This window comes from Williamsia sp. Y853, from assembly GCF_056786495.1.
In genome coordinates this window covers 2,354,698-2,370,176 of the sequence record NZ_JBXCJC010000001.1, presented here as the reverse complement: position 1 = coordinate 2,370,176, position 15,479 = coordinate 2,354,698, and the positions used below count along the sequence as shown (strand labels likewise).

At 62.0% G+C, this 15,479-nt stretch carries 15 protein-coding genes; 3 read left to right on the top strand and 12 right to left on the bottom strand.

The features are described from left to right. Positions 1-7: 7 nt before the first annotated feature. Both AC1TPF_RS10825 and AC1TPF_RS10820 read right to left on the bottom strand, forming a co-directional pair. Positions 8-1,381 (bottom strand): DUF2252 domain-containing protein, encoded by a 1,374-nt coding sequence (locus AC1TPF_RS10825; RefSeq protein WP_482135138.1) that lies wholly within the window; start codon positions 1,379-1,381, stop codon positions 8-10. Positions 1,382-1,504: 123 nt separating this feature from the next. Next, positions 1,505-2,458, bottom strand: coding sequence for a GlxA family transcriptional regulator (locus AC1TPF_RS10820; RefSeq protein ID WP_482135139.1), 954 nt, complete (start codon positions 2,456-2,458; stop codon positions 1,505-1,507). A gap of 143 nt (positions 2,459-2,601) precedes the next feature. Between AC1TPF_RS10820 and AC1TPF_RS10815 the strand changes: the two genes are divergently transcribed. After that, on the top strand, positions 2,602-3,234 hold the full coding sequence (locus tag AC1TPF_RS10815) for an isochorismatase family protein (RefSeq protein WP_482143806.1): 633 nt from the start codon (positions 2,602-2,604) through the stop codon (positions 3,232-3,234). 222 nt (positions 3,235-3,456) lie between these two features. Here AC1TPF_RS10815 and AC1TPF_RS10810 read toward each other — a convergent pair whose 3' ends face one another. From AC1TPF_RS10810 to zapE, 8 genes are all read right to left on the bottom strand, one after another. Further along, positions 3,457-3,960 (bottom strand): hypothetical protein, encoded by a 504-nt coding sequence (locus tag AC1TPF_RS10810; RefSeq protein ID WP_482143804.1) that lies wholly within the window; start codon positions 3,958-3,960, stop codon positions 3,457-3,459. A 138-nt stretch (positions 3,961-4,098) separates the two neighbouring features. Next, entirely contained in the window at positions 4,099-5,448 is a 1,350-nt protein-coding gene (locus AC1TPF_RS10805; protein WP_482144080.1) for a DUF2252 domain-containing protein, read from the bottom strand. A gap of 106 nt (positions 5,449-5,554) precedes the next feature. Beyond that, positions 5,555-6,349, bottom strand: coding sequence for a DUF427 domain-containing protein (locus AC1TPF_RS10800; protein ID WP_482143802.1), 795 nt, complete (start codon positions 6,347-6,349; stop codon positions 5,555-5,557). Positions 6,350-6,462: 113 nt separating this feature from the next. Next, positions 6,463-7,461, bottom strand: a complete 999-nt coding sequence (gene nrdF, locus AC1TPF_RS10795) for a class 1b ribonucleoside-diphosphate reductase subunit beta (protein WP_482135143.1) — start codon at positions 7,459-7,461, stop codon at positions 6,463-6,465. A 55-nt stretch (positions 7,462-7,516) separates the two neighbouring features. Then, positions 7,517-9,721, bottom strand: a complete 2,205-nt coding sequence (gene nrdE, locus AC1TPF_RS10790; RefSeq protein ID WP_482135144.1) for a class 1b ribonucleoside-diphosphate reductase subunit alpha — start codon at positions 9,719-9,721, stop codon at positions 7,517-7,519. Then, entirely contained in the window at positions 9,697-10,227 is a 531-nt protein-coding gene (nrdI, locus tag AC1TPF_RS10785; protein ID WP_482135145.1) for a class Ib ribonucleoside-diphosphate reductase assembly flavoprotein NrdI, read from the bottom strand. Before nrdI ends, nrdE begins: the two co-directional genes overlap by 25 nt. Positions 10,228-10,311: 84 nt before the next feature. Continuing rightward, positions 10,312-10,563 (bottom strand): glutaredoxin-like protein NrdH, encoded by a 252-nt coding sequence (gene nrdH, locus AC1TPF_RS10780; protein ID WP_482135146.1) that lies wholly within the window; start codon positions 10,561-10,563, stop codon positions 10,312-10,314. 304 nt (positions 10,564-10,867) lie between these two features. Continuing rightward, positions 10,868-11,815 (bottom strand): cell division protein ZapE, encoded by a 948-nt coding sequence (zapE, locus tag AC1TPF_RS10775; RefSeq protein WP_482135147.1) that lies wholly within the window; start codon positions 11,813-11,815, stop codon positions 10,868-10,870. Positions 11,816-11,856: 41 nt separating this feature from the next. On the opposite strand from zapE, the gene AC1TPF_RS10770 reads away from it, so the two are divergent. Beyond that, a complete protein-coding gene (locus tag AC1TPF_RS10770) occupies positions 11,857-12,420 on the top strand; it encodes a TetR/AcrR family transcriptional regulator (protein WP_482135148.1) in 564 nt (187 codons plus the stop codon). 104 nt (positions 12,421-12,524) lie between these two features. Here the strand turns inward: AC1TPF_RS10770 and AC1TPF_RS10765 are convergent, their stop codons facing one another. Then, entirely contained in the window at positions 12,525-13,121 is a 597-nt protein-coding gene (locus AC1TPF_RS10765; RefSeq protein ID WP_482143800.1) for an NADPH-dependent FMN reductase, read from the bottom strand. Between the two features lie 220 nt (positions 13,122-13,341). Here AC1TPF_RS10765 and AC1TPF_RS10760 point away from each other — a divergent pair, with 220 nt between their 5' ends. Next, positions 13,342-13,947: a TetR/AcrR family transcriptional regulator gene (locus tag AC1TPF_RS10760; protein ID WP_482137222.1), complete on the top strand. Its 606-nt coding sequence runs from the start codon at positions 13,342-13,344 to the stop codon at positions 13,945-13,947. A 16-nt stretch (positions 13,948-13,963) separates the two neighbouring features. Here the strand turns inward: AC1TPF_RS10760 and eccB are convergent, their stop codons facing one another. Then, a complete protein-coding gene (gene eccB, locus AC1TPF_RS10755; protein ID WP_482143799.1) occupies positions 13,964-15,400 on the bottom strand; it encodes a type VII secretion protein EccB in 1,437 nt (478 codons plus the stop codon). Between the last annotated feature and the right edge of the window lie 79 nt (positions 15,401-15,479).

Genomic DNA, 15,479 nt, shown 5'->3' with positions numbered 1-15,479 from the left:
CATTCCTTCAGGGGATGTCCGGCCAGCCCTTCTCCGACGGAATGTCACCGTTCTCGACTGCCCGGGCCAACTGGGCGTGGTCGGCGGCATTCTGGTCGGCGTAGGCGCTGGCGAAGGCGACGAGCGCGTCTTCGGCCTTGATGCTGTGGCCCAGGTAGTTCGCGATCGCCGCCGCGTCCCCGCTCCGCGCATGCGCACGCGCCAGCGCATGTCCGCAGGCAGCGGCGAATCGCGGTAGGACCGGGGCGACACCCTCGCCTTTCGGTATCACCTTGCCGTCCCGGTACTGCCGGACGTAGAAGTCGAGATCCAAGTTCAGCTCGGGATACTGAAACGACGTCCATCCCACGAACATGTCGGTGGCACTTTGAATCAGATGCTGCCCCTGCACAACTCGGGCACCGTGATTGTCGTACTTGCTCTTGCCGAGGAACTGTTCGTAGACCGATGGCCCGGCTTGCTTGATCTGGAGGAACAACGGGTCCCCGGTGCGCTGCTCTTCGAGGAGGGTCAAGAACACCCGCATCCCAACGCTGCCGACACCGACCACCTGCCGCACCGCGTCGACGGCGTCATATCGGGCGAGGAGGCTTTCGAGGTGGTCCGGGACCGACTTGTGGTATTCGGCGAGCACGCTCCGCAGAATCTGCTCGGCGGCATCGCCGAAGCGGTGGGTGCGGTACGGCGGGTCTTCGGTGATCCTTCGCCGGCCTTCGACCGTAGTGACGAGCTTCTTCGACGCACCCCGACTGCTGCGCTTGCGCGCCCGGCTCTCGATCAGTTGGTCGAGAGCCTCCTCGTTTTCCTTTTTCGCATACTGGAGTAGCTGCTCGACCTCGATCCGGTCATACCAGACATCGATCTGCGGCATCTCGGAGTAGTGCCTGATGTTCTTGCGATAACTGCGGTAGGCCCGTCGAACCGCCTCTTGCCCAGCCGATTCCGTCAGCCCGTTGTCCCGGGCCAGCACGATCACGCTGGCGAGATAGCGCTTGAGATCCCATTCGAACGGCCCCGGCAGGGTCTCGTCGAAGTCGCGGAGGTCGAAGACCAGATGCCGCTCGGGCGAGATCCACATCCCGTAGTTGAGGATGTGGGCGTCACCGCACATCTGGACCATGATCCCGGTGTGCGGTGCGGACGCGAGATCAGCAGCCATCACCGCAGCAGCGCCCCGATAGTAGGTCCATGGCGAGTGACTCATTCGCCCATGCCGGATCGGCAGCAGATCAGGGGCGCGAATGTCACTCTGCGCCAAGATCGTTGCCAGTGCGTCGTGCCCGCGCTTGGCGGGGTCCCACTGCCCCAACTCGCGCCGGGGAACAAGCGCCCGGGAGTCGCGGCCGACCTGTGAGTCTTGGGAAACCTGAGTAATCGTCATCTCTGCACCTCGCTGTACCTGGGTCACAGCCAAGTATTGCAGCCAGACGCTGTCAATATCGGAAAGATTCCAGACCCACCCAGGGCGATCGAATGATCGAGAATCTGAGTCGGCTTGTGGGAATCACCCACCGATATTCGCGAACTGCCGACGGTAGGCCGTTGGTGTTGTGGCGTAAGCGGATCCGAAGTTCTGCCGAAAAGTGACTCCACTACCGAATCCGCACGCCGATGCGATCCCGTCGATGCCCCAATCGGTTGTCTCGAGGAGTACTCGGGCCTCGTTGAGCCGTTGCTCGAGAACCCAGCGCGCCGGAGTGGTTCCGGTCGCCTGATGGAACTGCCGCACGAAACTCCGCCTACTCATCCGGGCCTGCTCCGCGAGCCGGTCGACCGACAGGGTCTCGTCGAGCCGTCCCAGCGCCCATTCCTGTACTACCGATATCGCCGTGTCCTCGGCGGCTCGCGCCAAGGGCCGCTCGATGTACTGCGCCTGCCCGCCGTCGCGATGCGGTGCGACCACCAGACTGCGGGCGACGCGCGTCGCGACCGCCGATCCGAGATACCTGCGTACGAGGTGCAGGCAGGCATCGATCGACGACGCGGTTCCCGCCGACGTCATCACATCGCCATGATCGATGTAGAGCACCGAGGCGTCGATCTGACTACCGGGACTGCGCTGCGCCATCTCCGGCATCATCTCCCAGTGCGTCACCGCCGAACGTCCATCGAGCACGCCGGCATCAGCGACCGCAAACGCACCGAGACACAAGCCGGCGATCACCGCACCACGCTCATGCGCACCCACCACGTCGCTTCGAAAGGTGTCCGTGAGTGGCCTGAGCGGCAGCGGCCATGACGGGATGATCACGATGTCGGCCCACCCGACCGTACTCGGATCCGCTACGTCCCCAACCGAATAGCCCTCGGCCGTCTGCACCGACCCGGGCTTGTCTGACCACAACCTCGTCTCCCAATCCGACGCCAACCCGAGACGCCCGAGTTCACCGAACACCATCAGCGGTGCTGCGAGATGGAACATCGTGATGCCGTCGAAGGCGTAGATCGCGATCCGCATATGCACTCCCAAGTTGGCCTGAACTCATCGAAATTATGCATCTATGCCACTCACGGATGGTACTGAATCGGCGGAACAATCTAAGGCGTCCCCTTTCACCGAGTTCCGATCCGGAGAATTGCACCCGAGATTCAGGAGTCACCATGACCGCACCGCACCGCGCCCTTGTTGTTGTCGATGTCCAGCAGGAGTACTTCGACGGACCGCTTCAGATCCAGTACCCACCACGCGAGGAATCGCTGGCGAACATCGTCGGCGCCATCGAGGTCGCCGACGCACACGGGATCCCGGTGGTCATCGTTCAACATCACATGCCCGAGGGCGCCCCGGTCTTTGTCGAAGGGACGCCGGGATGGTCACTTCATCCGGACATCGAAGCGGCAGGCAACGGGTCCCGGAAAGCGGTCCACAAGCAGTACGGCAGCGTCTTCGCCGGAACCGACCTCGCAACATGGTTGCGGGACAACAACATCGACACGGTCACCCTGGTCGGGTTCATGACCAACAACTGCGACCTGGCATCAGCCGTGGAAGCCGAGGGCCTGGGCTTGGCCGCCGAGATCCTCTCCGACGCCAGCGGCGCGATCAACCTGGCAAACGAGGCGGGCAAAGTGTCGGCCGAGACCTTGCACAACACCCTCATGGTGCTGTTGCAGTCCAACTTCGCCGCAGTCGGCACCACTGCAGCGTGGACTGAGGCTGTCTCCGCCGGCACCGGATTGCCCAAGAGCAACCTGGTGGTCTCTGCCATCGAAGGCAGCGCCGCTACAGCCTGAGGAATCACCCTCGGCGCGACCTCAACTCATGCGGCAATCCGAAACACAATGGTGCAGAGGCATTTTACCGTCATCGGCGCGGACTCACCCGCCACTCTCTTGCGCCGGTGATCGATTTCAGCCTGCCGCCGTTGTTGTTCCGCACGCGTGTATCAATGACTTTCGTTCTTCAGACGTTGGTCATCGGTAGTGCGAAAAGCTCCCCTGTCGACATGGTATTTCTCAGAAGTCAGGCTCAAGGGAGCCAATCCTGGCAACGACTTCATTCGAAGACGGATCCACCCACACCGCGACACTGCCCTGAATTCTCGGCTCCAATAACCTCCAGCCATCGGATGGCCACTGGACGTATTCGTAGCCACTCAAGTCGTCCTGCACAGTCTCGGCCACCCACACACTCGCCTGGGCCAAGGTTGTGTCGAAGCGAAAACCCTGACCGATCGAGAATCCGCCGATATCGGCGTCCGGTGTCGAAACCATGCCGATGGACACCCAATACTCGTTGTTGAGTCGCAGCTCCCAGTCGACCTGATCGAGCGTGATCTTCCTGCCGTGTCGCCGATGCTTGAGATCGCGTCCAACCGCCCTGAATGCATCTGTCCAATGCGCGGGCAGATCAACCGGCAGATCCTCGCCGAGCACCGAGAATCGCCAAATCAGTTGGTCCGTATCGAACTCCCATGGGATCACCCCTTCACGGTCGCAAGAACTCGCCCGGATCGCCAACCCTTTTCCCACGATCGAGGCGACCGCCTTGGCACATATGTCTACAGCGCCGAAGGCTACAACCTGTTGACTCAACTCCCTGTCATCGAACAGACCACGGTGCAATAGAACTCGCGACAGCCGGCCCGTTCAAGTCACTCATTCCGGCCAGCCCTCGACCGCCTCCACCCGACCGTCGTCGATGGCCTTCACCAGTTGCGCGTGATCGCGATCGTTCTGGTCGGCATAGGCAAAGGCGTATGACACAAACGCCTCTTCGACCTTGTCCGACGTTCCGAGGTAGTCGGCGATCGCGGCTGCGTCACCGCTGCGGGCATGCGCCCGGGCGAGCACGTGCCCGCATGCCGAGGCGAACTGCGGCAACCGGGAGGCGATGACCTCACCCTTGGGGATCACCTTGCCGTCACGGAATTGCCGGACGTAGAAATCCATGTCGTTGATGGTCGTCCAGCCGACGAAGGAGTCGGTGGCACTCTGAATCATGCGCTGGCCGTGTACAACCCGTTCACCATGATTGCCGTAGTGACTCGCGGGCAGGAACTGTTCGTATACCGACGGACCGGCCTGTTTGATCTGCAGGAAAAGCGGATCACGGGTTCGGCGTTCCTCGATCAGCGTCAGGAACACCCGCATGCCGACGCTGCCCACACCCACCACCTGACGGACCGCGTCGACAACATCGAAACGTGACAGCAGGCTCGAGACGTGATCGGGCACCGAACTCTGATACTTCCCGATGATCTGGTCGAGCATCGCCGCATGCTCGGCGAGCGCGTGGGTACGAAACGGTGGATCTTCACTGATCATCCGTTGTCCGTCAACCACATTCGTGAGCTTCTTCGACGCACCGCGACTCGATCGTTTGCGCGCCTGCTTGTCGATCATCGCGTCGAGGCGGTCTTCGTCGTCCTGCGCGGTGTATTCGATGAGCTGCCCGACGTCGACCCCGTCGTACCAGACATCGATCTCCGGCATCTGCGCGTAGAGGTCGATCCATTCACGATAACCGCGGTACGCCTCCGACACCGCCAGCTTGGCATCGGCATTCGAGACATTGTTGCTGCGAGCCAACACCACAAGGCTGGCCACAAACCTCTTCACGTCCCATTCGAATGGCCCCGGCAAGGTCTCGTCGAAGTCACGCAGATCGAAGGCAAGATTGCGTTCCGGGGTGTTCCACAGTCCGAAGTTGAGAACGTGCGCGTCTCCGCACAGTTGGACGGTGATACCGGTGTTGGGCGTAGATGCCAGATCCGCCGCCATCACCGCTGCTGCGCCCCGGTAGTACGTCCACGGCGAATGACTCATACGTCCGTGCCGGATCGGCAGCAGGTCGTCGGCGCGGATCGTGTTCTGCGCCAGGATGGTCTCGAGTGAGTCGTGTCCTCGCGTTGCCGGGTTCCACTCCCCCAGCGACCGCCGCGGCACGAGTTTGCGTGAGTCGCGTCCGGCGCCCCGATGCTCCGGAACCCGGGCACGGCCGATCAGAGTGCCGTCACCGCCCTGCCAGAGAATGTGTCCCGAATGATCTTGGGCGGCAGGGCCGGTTGCCGCGCTGGTGGTGGTCGTCACTCCGAGATTATGGCAGGTGGACTCACGCAGACCACGGTGTCACCGGGCGGTCACCCCGGATTCCGTCGATGACGAAGTCGACTTTCTCCTGATAGAAACAGATCCGCCCCGTGATCTGATGCATCTCCGGTGGCGGATTCTCATAGCTCCACGCGATGTCGATGCCGGCGTCGCCGAGGCTGGGCGCGGACCAGTGGGTGGCCTCACCCTTGTACGCACATGTAGTCGACGTGTCGCTGCGCACCAGATCTGCCAAAACGTCCCCGGGTGAGAGATAGAACCGCGGGGGCAGGTGGGTCTCGAACAGCATCAGCGGATGCCCGGATTCGGCGAGGATGTCACCACCGGAAATCACGTGGACCACACGGGCGCTGTGCCGGATATCTATGCGTGAGAACGGATCTCGAGGATGTCCGAATATCCGCTCGTCCTCCTCGAACCAATCGAAGGGATTGAAGTCGAGCACGGCGTACCCGTCGAGATCGTCGGGCAGGAACGCGCCACCTGGGCCGGCCTCACCCCGAACGACCGCGGTGCGACCCGCACAGGTGTGCTGCGCAAAGCCGTTGCTCGGATCGAGCATCCCGGTGGGCATCTCCCCGACGGTGAATGGACGGATCTCTTCCAACGGCGTTCGCAGGGCCGCGACCGGGACGGCATACGAGGGAACGATGCGCTGCGGTTCCCAGACGAGGATGGCCTGATCGGTGCGCGCGATGCCGTGATCCGCCGACGAGACCGTCACCATTTTGGCCGTGGGTTCGTACCGCAGACTCCCGAGCTCCGACATCAGGTACTGCCGCATCATGGTCGCCATCGTGACCACCTCCGCTCACCACCATACGACTGATCGTCGGCCCACTCGATGGAAAGAGACAACCTCCGTACCGAGTCGGTACGGAGGTTGTTTGTCTTACACGTCTGCGACGGTCAGAAGTCCCAGTCGTCGTCTTCGGTGTTGATTGCCTTGCCGATGACGTACGAGCTACCCGACCCCGAAAAGAAGTCGTGGTTCTCGTCGGCATTGGGTGACAGTGCCGAGAGGATCGCCGGGTTCACGTCGGTCTCGTCCCGCGGGAACATCGCCTCATAACCCAGGTTCATCAGGGCCTTGTTCGCGTTGTACCGCAAGAACTTCTTCACGTCTTCGGTCAGGCCGACATCGTCGTAAAGCGCTTCGGTGTAATCGATTTCGTTGTCGTAGAGCTCGAACAGCAGCTCGAAGGTGTAGTCCTTCAGCTCCTGCCTGCGCTCGGGTGTCTGCGTCTCCAGTGCCCGCTGGTACTTGTACCCGATGTAGTAACCGTGCACGGCCTCGTCGCGGATGATCAGCCGGATCAGGTCCGCGGTGTTGGTGAGCTTTGCCCGAGATGACCAGTACATCGGCAGGTAGAAGCCGCTGTAGAAGAGGAACGACTCGAGCAGGGTGGAGGCGATCTTGCGCTTGAGCGGGTCGTCGCCACGGTAGTACTCCATGACGATCCGAGCCTTGGCCTGGAGCTGTTCGTTCTCCTCCGACCAGCGGAACGCCTCGTCGATCTCCTTGGTGGAGCACAACGTGGAGAAGATCGAGCTGTAGCTCTTGGCGTGCACCGACTCCATGAACGCGATGTTGGTCAGCACCGCCTCTTCGTGCGGGGTGCTCGCATCAGGGATCAGGCTGACCGCGCCGACCGTGCCCTGGATGGTGTCGAGCAAGGTCAGACCGGTGAACACGCGCATGGTGAGCTGCTTTTCCAGCTCGGTGAGGGTGCCCCACGACGGGATGTCGTTGGACACCGGCACCTTCTCCGGCAGCCAGAAGTTACCGGTCAGGCGATCCCAGACCTCGGCGTCCTTCTCATCGGGCACCCGGTTCCAGTTGATCGCCGAAACCCGGCTGACCAACTTGATCGGCGCTCCGTCTGCGGGGCTATGGGTGGAGGTCATCGTACTCCCCTGATGTTCAAAAGTGATGTGGCCAAAGGTGTTGTGTCACAGGTATTTACAGCATGCACGAAACGCAATTTTCCACCTCGGTCCCCTCGAGGGCCATCTGACGCAAACGGATGTAGTAGAGCGTCTTGATGCCCTTGCGCCATGCGTAGATCTGCGCCTTGTTCACGTCGCGTGTGGAAGCGGTGTCCTTGAAGAACAGGGTCAGGCTCAGACCCTGATCGACATGCTGCGTCGCCGCGGCGTAGGTGTCGATGATCTTCTCGTAGCCGATCTCATACGCGTCCTGGTAGTACTCCAGGTTGTCGTTGTCCATGAAAGGCGCCGGGTAGTAGACGCGGCCGATCTTGCCCTCTTTGCGGATCTCGATCTTCGCCGCAACCGGGTGGATCGAACTCGTCGAGTGGTTGATGTAGCTGATCGAACCGGTCGGCGGGACGGCCTGCAGGTTCTGGTTGTAGATGCCGTGCTCCTGCACGCTCGCCTTCAACTCGATCCACTCGTCCTGCGTCGGGATCGTGATCCCGGACTGCGCGAACAACTCTCGGACCTTGTCGGTCTCCGGCGCCCACACGTTCTGGGTGTACTTGTCGAAGAACTCACCGGTCGCGTACTTCGACCGCTCGAAGCCACCGAACGCCTTGCCCCGCTCCTTGGCGATCCGATTCGAGGCGCGCAGCGCGTAGAACAGCACCGTGTAGAAGTAGATGTTCGTGAAGTCGATGCCCTCTTCGGACCCGTAGTAGACGCGCTCCCGCGCCAGGTACCCGTGCAGGTTCATCTGCCCGAGGCCGATCGCATGCGAGTCGTCGTTGCCCTTCTGAATCGAGGGCACCGAGGTGATCGCGGTCTGATCCGACACTGCGGTGAGTCCGCGGATCGCGGTCTCGATGGTCTGCGCGATGTCCGGCGAATCCATCGTCTTGGCAATGTTGAGCGAACCCAGGTTGCACGAGATGTCTTTGCCGATGTGCTCGTACGAGAGGTCGTCGTTGAACGTCGACGCGGTCGAGACCTGCAGGATCTCCGAGCACAGGTTGGAGTGGGTGATCTTGCCGTCGATCGGGTTGGCGTTGTTCACCGTGTCCTCGAACATGATGTACGGGTAGCCCGACTCGAACTGCAGCTCGGCGAGGGTCTGGAAGAACTCGCGCGCCTTGATCTTGGTCTTGCGGATCCGACGGTCGTCGACCATCTCGTGGTACTTCTCGGTCACGTTGATGTCGGCGAACGGCACGCCGTAGATGCGCTCGACGTCGTACGGACTGAACAGGTACATGTCGTCGTTCTTCTTGGCCAGCTCGAACGTGATGTCCGGGATGACCACGCCCAGCGAGAGGGTCTTGATGCGGATCTTCTCGTCCGCGTTCTCACGCTTGGTGTCGAGGAAGCGGTAGATGTCGGGGTGGTGAGCGTGCAGGTACACCGCGCCTGCACCCTGACGAGCACCGAGCTGGTTGGCGTAGCTGAACGAATCCTCGAGCAGCTTCATGATCGGGATGACACCGGAACTCTGGTTCTCGATCTTCTTGATCGGCGCACCGTGTTCACGAATGTTGGTCAGCAGCAAGGCAACACCGCCGCCGCGCTTGGACAGCTGCAGCGCGGAGTTGATGGAACGACCGATCGACTCCATGTTGTCTTCGATACGCAGCAGGAAGCACGACACCGGCTCGCCGCGCTGCTTCTTGCCCGAGTTGAGGAAGGTCGGGGTGGCCGGCTGGAACCGTCCGTCGATGATCTCGTCGACCAGCGCCCGCGCCAGGATGGTGTCGCCGTCAGCCAGCGTGAGCGCGACCATCGAGACCCGATCCTCGAAACGCTCGAGGTACCGCTTGCCGTCAAATGTCTTGAGCGTGTACGAGGTGTAGTACTTGAACGCACCCAGGAAGGTCGGGAACCGGAACTTCTTGCTGTACGCGTGGTCGAACAGACCCTTGACGAACCCGCGGTCGTATTTGTCGAGAACCTCTGGCTCGTAATAGTTTTCCTTCACCAGGTAGTCGAGCTTCTCGTCCAGGTTGTGGAAGAAGACCGTGTTCTGGTTGACGTGCTGAAGGAAGTACTGATTGGCCGCTTCACGATCCTTCTCGAACTGGATCTTGTTGTCGGCGTCGTACAGGTTCAGCATCGCGTTGAGCGAGTGGAAGTCCATCTCCTCCGGCTGGTGGCCGGAGGGATCTGCGTGGACGCCCGACTTGCTGGCCGAGGTCCCTGACCTTGAGTCGGTTACTGGGGTTGCGGTTGGCGACACTGTGAAAACTCCTGTGATTGCGCAAATTCGTGGAGACCGGAGCGGACCCGGTCGACGTCGTCGGCGTCACCCATCAGTTCGAACCGATACAGATAGGGCACCTGGCATTTAGTTGAGATGATGTTGCCGGCGAAACAGAACTCTTCGCCGAAATTGGTGTTGCCGGCGGCGATGACGCCGCGGATCAGCGAACGATTGTGTTTGTTGTTGAGGAACTTGATGACCTGCTTCGGCACAAACCCGGAGTTGCGTCCCGGCTGGCCGACTTCCGCGCCATCCGATGCCTTGCCGCCACCATAGGTGGGACTGATCAGAATGTACGGCTCGTCGACGGTGAAGGATCCGTCGTGATCGATGAGTGGAATTCGTCGTGCCCGCATCCCGAGCTTTTCGACAAATCGGTGCGTGTTCTCCGAGACGCTCGAGAAGTAGACGATCAGCGGGGTCTCGGAGAGCTCAGCAACGGCGAACTCAGCCGCGGCGGCATATTCGGGAACCTTCCCCATGTCCCGACCTCCACGAAATTGCTGACAGGTGATGCTTGAACCAACTAGAACTACGGACCGCCTCGCGGGCGGGGTCCGGGTAGATCAGGCAGCCGCTGCGACCAGAGCCTTGATGCGGTCCGGACGGAATCCCGACCAGTGGCTGTCACCGGTGACGACAACCGGAGCCTGCAGGTAACCGAGCGCCATGACGTAGTCGCGGGCATCGGAGTCCTCGGTGATGTCGACGATGTCGTAGTCGAGGCCGTTCTTGTCGAGGGCCTTGTACGTGGCGTTGCACTGAACGCAGGCAGGCTTTGTGTAGACGGTGATCGTGGCGGTTGTCGCAGTGGTCATAATTCCCCAGAACTCCTTTGTGACGGAACCGATGATTGCTACCCACACCAGCACCGGATAGCGGCAAGACTTGACTTTCAAATAGTTATCCCGGCGGCTCTGCGGTGGAGAACTTCGTTGCACTTTTAGTTCCAACGCCGTAGTCCCGTTCGGTGTTCCAAACACTACACCTAGTGTCTGACAAACTGTACCGACACAACACGTTGCGAATGACATTCGTGAAAGTCCCAGGTCACGGGAACTACACCAGCATGAATTTCGGCGTGTCTCGGCGCGTCGGGCGTGTCCCCACAAGTCCCATCCGTCACTGCGCGGTACCGGGCACCCTGATTGAACACCGCAACCCCGACAATCGGCTCCGCAGTCGTGCGCCGTCACGCACGCCAGAGCACGAAGCCAGCAGTTCGGCGACCGGGTACGGGGTCGTCAGCCACAGCGAAATCGAGCGGTCGGCTGCCACATCGACCAGATGGGTGAAACGCACCGACCAATCCGGGGCGCATCGGTCGAGCAGGGGTATGTCGCGGATATGCCAGCCACTCGTGGAACCACAGTCGGCCATCCGATCCGCCTGGAACAGGTAATCCCGCGCCGACAGCGGCTGCCCACACACTTGATCAAAGGCCCGGGCATCGACGGCAGGGATATCGACGAAGCCACCGGCGAGTCGCCCGGTCTCACTCAACCGATAGTCGCGATCTCCGGCGAGTTCGACCACCACAGCCATCTCTCTCAAGAGCGCAACACCAGGCGCGAATACCGGACGGAACAACGGATCGGGCAGTAGTTCCTCCGGCACCAGGTTCGATGTCGCCACCAGGACGATGCCGCGCGACCGCAGCTCACGCAGGAGCCGAATGAGCAGCGTCGCGGTCCCGGGATCGTGGACATGGAACTCGTCGAACACCACGATCCGAACACCGTCGCCGACCACCTGGCGGCAGGCGATCTCGATCGCACCCTGGCGTCCCGAATGCATGGTGACAGCCGACTGCAGATCGTCAAAGAAGGCGTGAAAATGCCAGCGCACCAGTTGAATCGACCCCAGCTGATCGATCATCCGATCCACCAACATCGTCTTGCCGCGGCCAGGCGCACCCCACAGATAGAGACCCGCGACCATCCGAGGTCGACGATGCCGAAAGCGGTGAGGAGGTTCCCGAAGTTCGGCAAGCAGACGCATCAGTTGCGCATCCACGACGCGCTGCTCGGGATCGAGCTCATCCTCTACAGTCGTAGAGTCACCGGACATGCGATGAGCATATCTCTACAGAAGTAGAGGACACTGATCGTGTGACGGACCAGACAAACGATCGCCGCGAGCTCATCGCAGACGCAGCGATCCAACTCATCGCCGAGGCAGGAACCAACGGACTGAGCCATCGCGCAGTCGATCGGCGACTCGAGCTCCCGAACGGATCGGTGTCCTATTACTTCCGCACGCGGGCTGCGCTGATCGACAGCGCCATCGAGGCAATCACCCGGCGCGCGCAATCGGCGTTTACGCAAGCGGCACCAAAGCCAGACGGCAGGGATGCCGCACAGACCGTCGCCGATTACCTCGACGATCTACTGACGCACCGTGACGCGGATGCACGGGCACGATACGCACTGCTCGCCGAGGTGGCGGGCGACCCGGATCGGGTACGAACGCTGCGTGATTGCCTGTTTTCCGAACAGGACTCGCTGACGCTGATGCGGGCGATCGGATCGTCAGAGCCGGAGGCGGACGCCGCCGATCTGATCAGCCTGTGCGAAGGCCTGGTGTTCGACGGCATCACCGGTAGACGCGACAAAACCGGGCGCCGGGACACGATGACCCGCACAGTGGACCGATTCCTGCGCGGCCTCCGGTAGAACCGACCCACAGCAAAGGCACACGTTCCAGTCATAAGCACACGTTGCGACGTGTGCTTATGACTGGAACGTGTGCCTTTGCCGAGATTTAGATCTTGTCGAGCTCAGGCGTCGACGGTTGCCGTCTGGTTGGCCAGTACGGCAACGGCCGCGCGAAGGATCTCGACAACCTCAGGGACGTCGGCGACGGCCTTGCCGCCGAGGCTGCCGGTCGAGAGGTGCAAGTTGACGTCTTCGACGATCTTGCCGCCGGCAATGCCGACCGCGCGGGCGGTGTCGTCGTGCGACCACTTGCCGCCGTACTGCCCCATCGCCACACCGAGCACACCGACGGGCTTGCCGCTGATCGCGCCGGAACCGTAGGGACGCGAGAGCCAGTCGATCGCATTCTTGAGGACGGCGGGGATGGTGCCGTTGTATTCGGGCGTGGCGATGAGCAGGGCGTCGGCGTCAGAAACCGCCTCGCGCAGCTGCGTCACGGACTCATCGACCTGGTCGGTGTCGAGGTCTTCGTTGTAGAAGGGCAGCTTCTCCAGGCCGCTGTACACCGCGACCTCAACACCCTGCGGTGCATTGTCGGCCGCCACCTCGGCGAGCACCCTGTTCACGGAATCGCGACGCAGGCTTCCCACCAGGGCCAGCACCTTCGCGGTTGCGCCAGATGTCTCGTTCGTGCCAGTAGCTGTACCGGTCAAGGTCAACCTCCTTGTTGCTTCGCATCACTAATAGATATGTCTGCATCATTTAACCGGACCCTGGTCCGAACGTATTCCCGATGTGGCTACCGTTACAGTCATGGCTGTGTCCAAGCCCCCCGCGCACTCGAATCCGAGTGAAGACCAGTCGCGAACCGGCACATCCGACGCCGCACTACCTCTCCTGACCTCACCCACCACGCCACGCCCGGCTCACCCTGCGCCGATGTCACTCGTCGTGCCCGCCGAGTCCGAACGCGCGGACGCCGCCCGCAACCGTCAACTCTTGCTGGAAGCCGCCACCCGCCTCATCGACCGCCATGGCGCATCCGCGGTCACGATGGACGCCGTGGCTCGCGAGGCCGGAGTCGGCAAGGGCACCGTTTTCCGCCGCTTCGGCAATCGGTCCGGCCTCATGATCGCGCTGCTCGATCATTCGGAGTCCGCGCTTCAGCAGGCCTTCATGAGTGGGCCACCGCCGCTCGGGCCCGGTGCACCCGGCGACAAGATCGATCCCCTCGATCGGCTCATCGCATACGGACGCGCTCGCCTGACCACCACTGCCGCGCACCTCGACGTCCTGCTCGAAGCCGAAGACAGTGGGCCACAACGCTTCCTGCATCCCACCCGCATAGTTTCGGTCATCCACACCCGAACACTGCTCGAGGCCATGGGCTTTTCGGGCGACCTCGAGTTGATGTGCATCGCGGTACTCGCACCGCTCGACCCACCGGCAATTCATCACCTGCACAACCACAGGCACATGTCTTTCGACCAGATCGCAGATCAGTGGGAATCACTGGTTCGGTCGCTGAAGCCACCGAAGGCCTGACCTCGCCTCGGGCGGTTCAGTTCTCGGGTGCCCCGATCTGGGTTCCGGTCAGATCCGGTGACATCCCGTCGTGCGAGACCAGCGCATTGCCCTGCGAGAGAGTCGGACCCGCGGCCAGCAACGAGATGATCGACCAGGGTGCAGGCACCGGACTCTCGCCCAGTCCCAGTGCAATCGCAGTGTTCTGATCCGGGATACCGAACCGAACACCCGAATCACTCACGTAGAACAGCGATTCGGCCCGGGTACTGTCTGGCTCCGAGCCGGTGACCCGGATGTAGTGCCCGCGGCCCGGTTCGACGAACACTGCATCGAGTCCAGGTCCGGGCCCATCGGCGCCTGCGAGCACCACCGGTGCCTCTTTCGAACCGAGCGGCAACGTCGATCCGAGCAGGACACCGCGGACCGCCTGATGATCGTCCTTCGTCCGCGACCACGCACTGCACAACACTGGGTCCACATCCACATCGGTCAGTACCGGTGTGACCGCCGGGAAGTCGGTCACCGGCAACTCCTCGATGGTGTCGACACCGGTCAAAGCACCTGGGCCCACCGTCGGAACGCTGCCACCACCGGCGGTGTCGGCCTGCCTGATCACCTCGGCAGCGACCTCGCCGATCTGTTGAACGCCCTTCGCCAGTGCTACGTAATAGGTCGTCCCACCGGACAGACCGGTCACCTTGATCACCGATCCGACGGGTATGTCGCCCCCCAGCGCCGATGGTGCACCGGCACCGGAAATCGTCGGAACCACAACGGGTTCGACTTCCGGGATCGCGTTGAGCAGACCGGGACTCACCGTCCGCACCGACGCCTCGTCGATGCCAAGCGCGCGCCGCACCGGAACGCTGTCGGTATCGACCCGGGCCCGCTTCCCCTCGAAGATGAGATAGATGTCCTCGCCGGCGGTGACCAGGGTGGCATCACCCGCTGTCGCCTCCCGAATCCGGTCGCCGAGTGCGGGTTCGCCGGCGACGACCGTGGTGACGACATCATCACCGGACACCGTGTCGCAGACCGTCCACTGCGAGACGTCGGTCGACCGCGGTCCTGGCAACGCCACCGGCGCACCGGGTATCCCGAGCAAGGGTCCCCGCGGGTACCCGGTCAGCTTCTTCTCGGCGATCGACTTCGGTGATTCGTCGCTGCCGCTGATCAGCCGCGCAGAGGCGAGGTTGAGAACCGGATGCAATCTGTCGTCGACCAAGACATACATCGCGCCGGCCTTCTTGCTCACGATGATTTTCGAATCACCAACGGTGCCTTGCGGTTTGATGAGTCCGTACACGCCGAATCCGGCCAGCACCAGCAGCGCGAGCACCAGCCCGACCAGCAGTGAACGGGCCTGTGACCGCATCGGGTCGTGCAACATCCTCACGTCGCGCCGAATCAGCGCGTGCTCGAGTCGGCGTAGCAGAAAGCGATAGCCGTTGACCTGAGCTTTCGTCGTCAATTGAGCAGGCAAAACATTCCCCCCATCCTCCCGCGGTGTAGCGTATAGCAGCATTGAGCCCCGGGGTACCGCCCGGAGT

Bases quoted from the DNA above. Each gene is read 5' to 3' on its own strand.
- AC1TPF_RS10825 (WP_482135138.1), bottom strand. From the start codon at position 1,381: ATGACGATTACTCAGGTTTCCCAAGACTCACAGGTCGGCCGCGACTCC.
- AC1TPF_RS10820 (WP_482135139.1), bottom strand. From the start codon at position 2,458: ATGCGGATCGCGATCTACGCCTTCGACGGCATCACGATGTTCCATCTC.
- AC1TPF_RS10815 (WP_482143806.1), top strand. From the start codon at position 2,602: ATGACCGCACCGCACCGCGCCCTTGTTGTTGTCGATGTCCAGCAGGAG.
- AC1TPF_RS10800 (WP_482143802.1), bottom strand. From the start codon at position 6,349: ATGGCGACCATGATGCGGCAGTACCTGATGTCGGAGCTCGGGAGTCTG.
- nrdF (WP_482135143.1), bottom strand. From the start codon at position 7,461: ATGACCTCCACCCATAGCCCCGCAGACGGAGCGCCGATCAAGTTGGTC.
- nrdI (WP_482135145.1), bottom strand. From the start codon at position 10,227: ATGGGGAAGGTTCCCGAATATGCCGCCGCGGCTGAGTTCGCCGTTGCT.
- nrdH (WP_482135146.1), bottom strand. From the start codon at position 10,563: ATGACCACTGCGACAACCGCCACGATCACCGTCTACACAAAGCCTGCC.
- zapE (WP_482135147.1), bottom strand. From the start codon at position 11,815: ATGTCCGGTGACTCTACGACTGTAGAGGATGAGCTCGATCCCGAGCAG.
- AC1TPF_RS10760 (WP_482137222.1), top strand. From the start codon at position 13,342: ATGTCACTCGTCGTGCCCGCCGAGTCCGAACGCGCGGACGCCGCCCGC.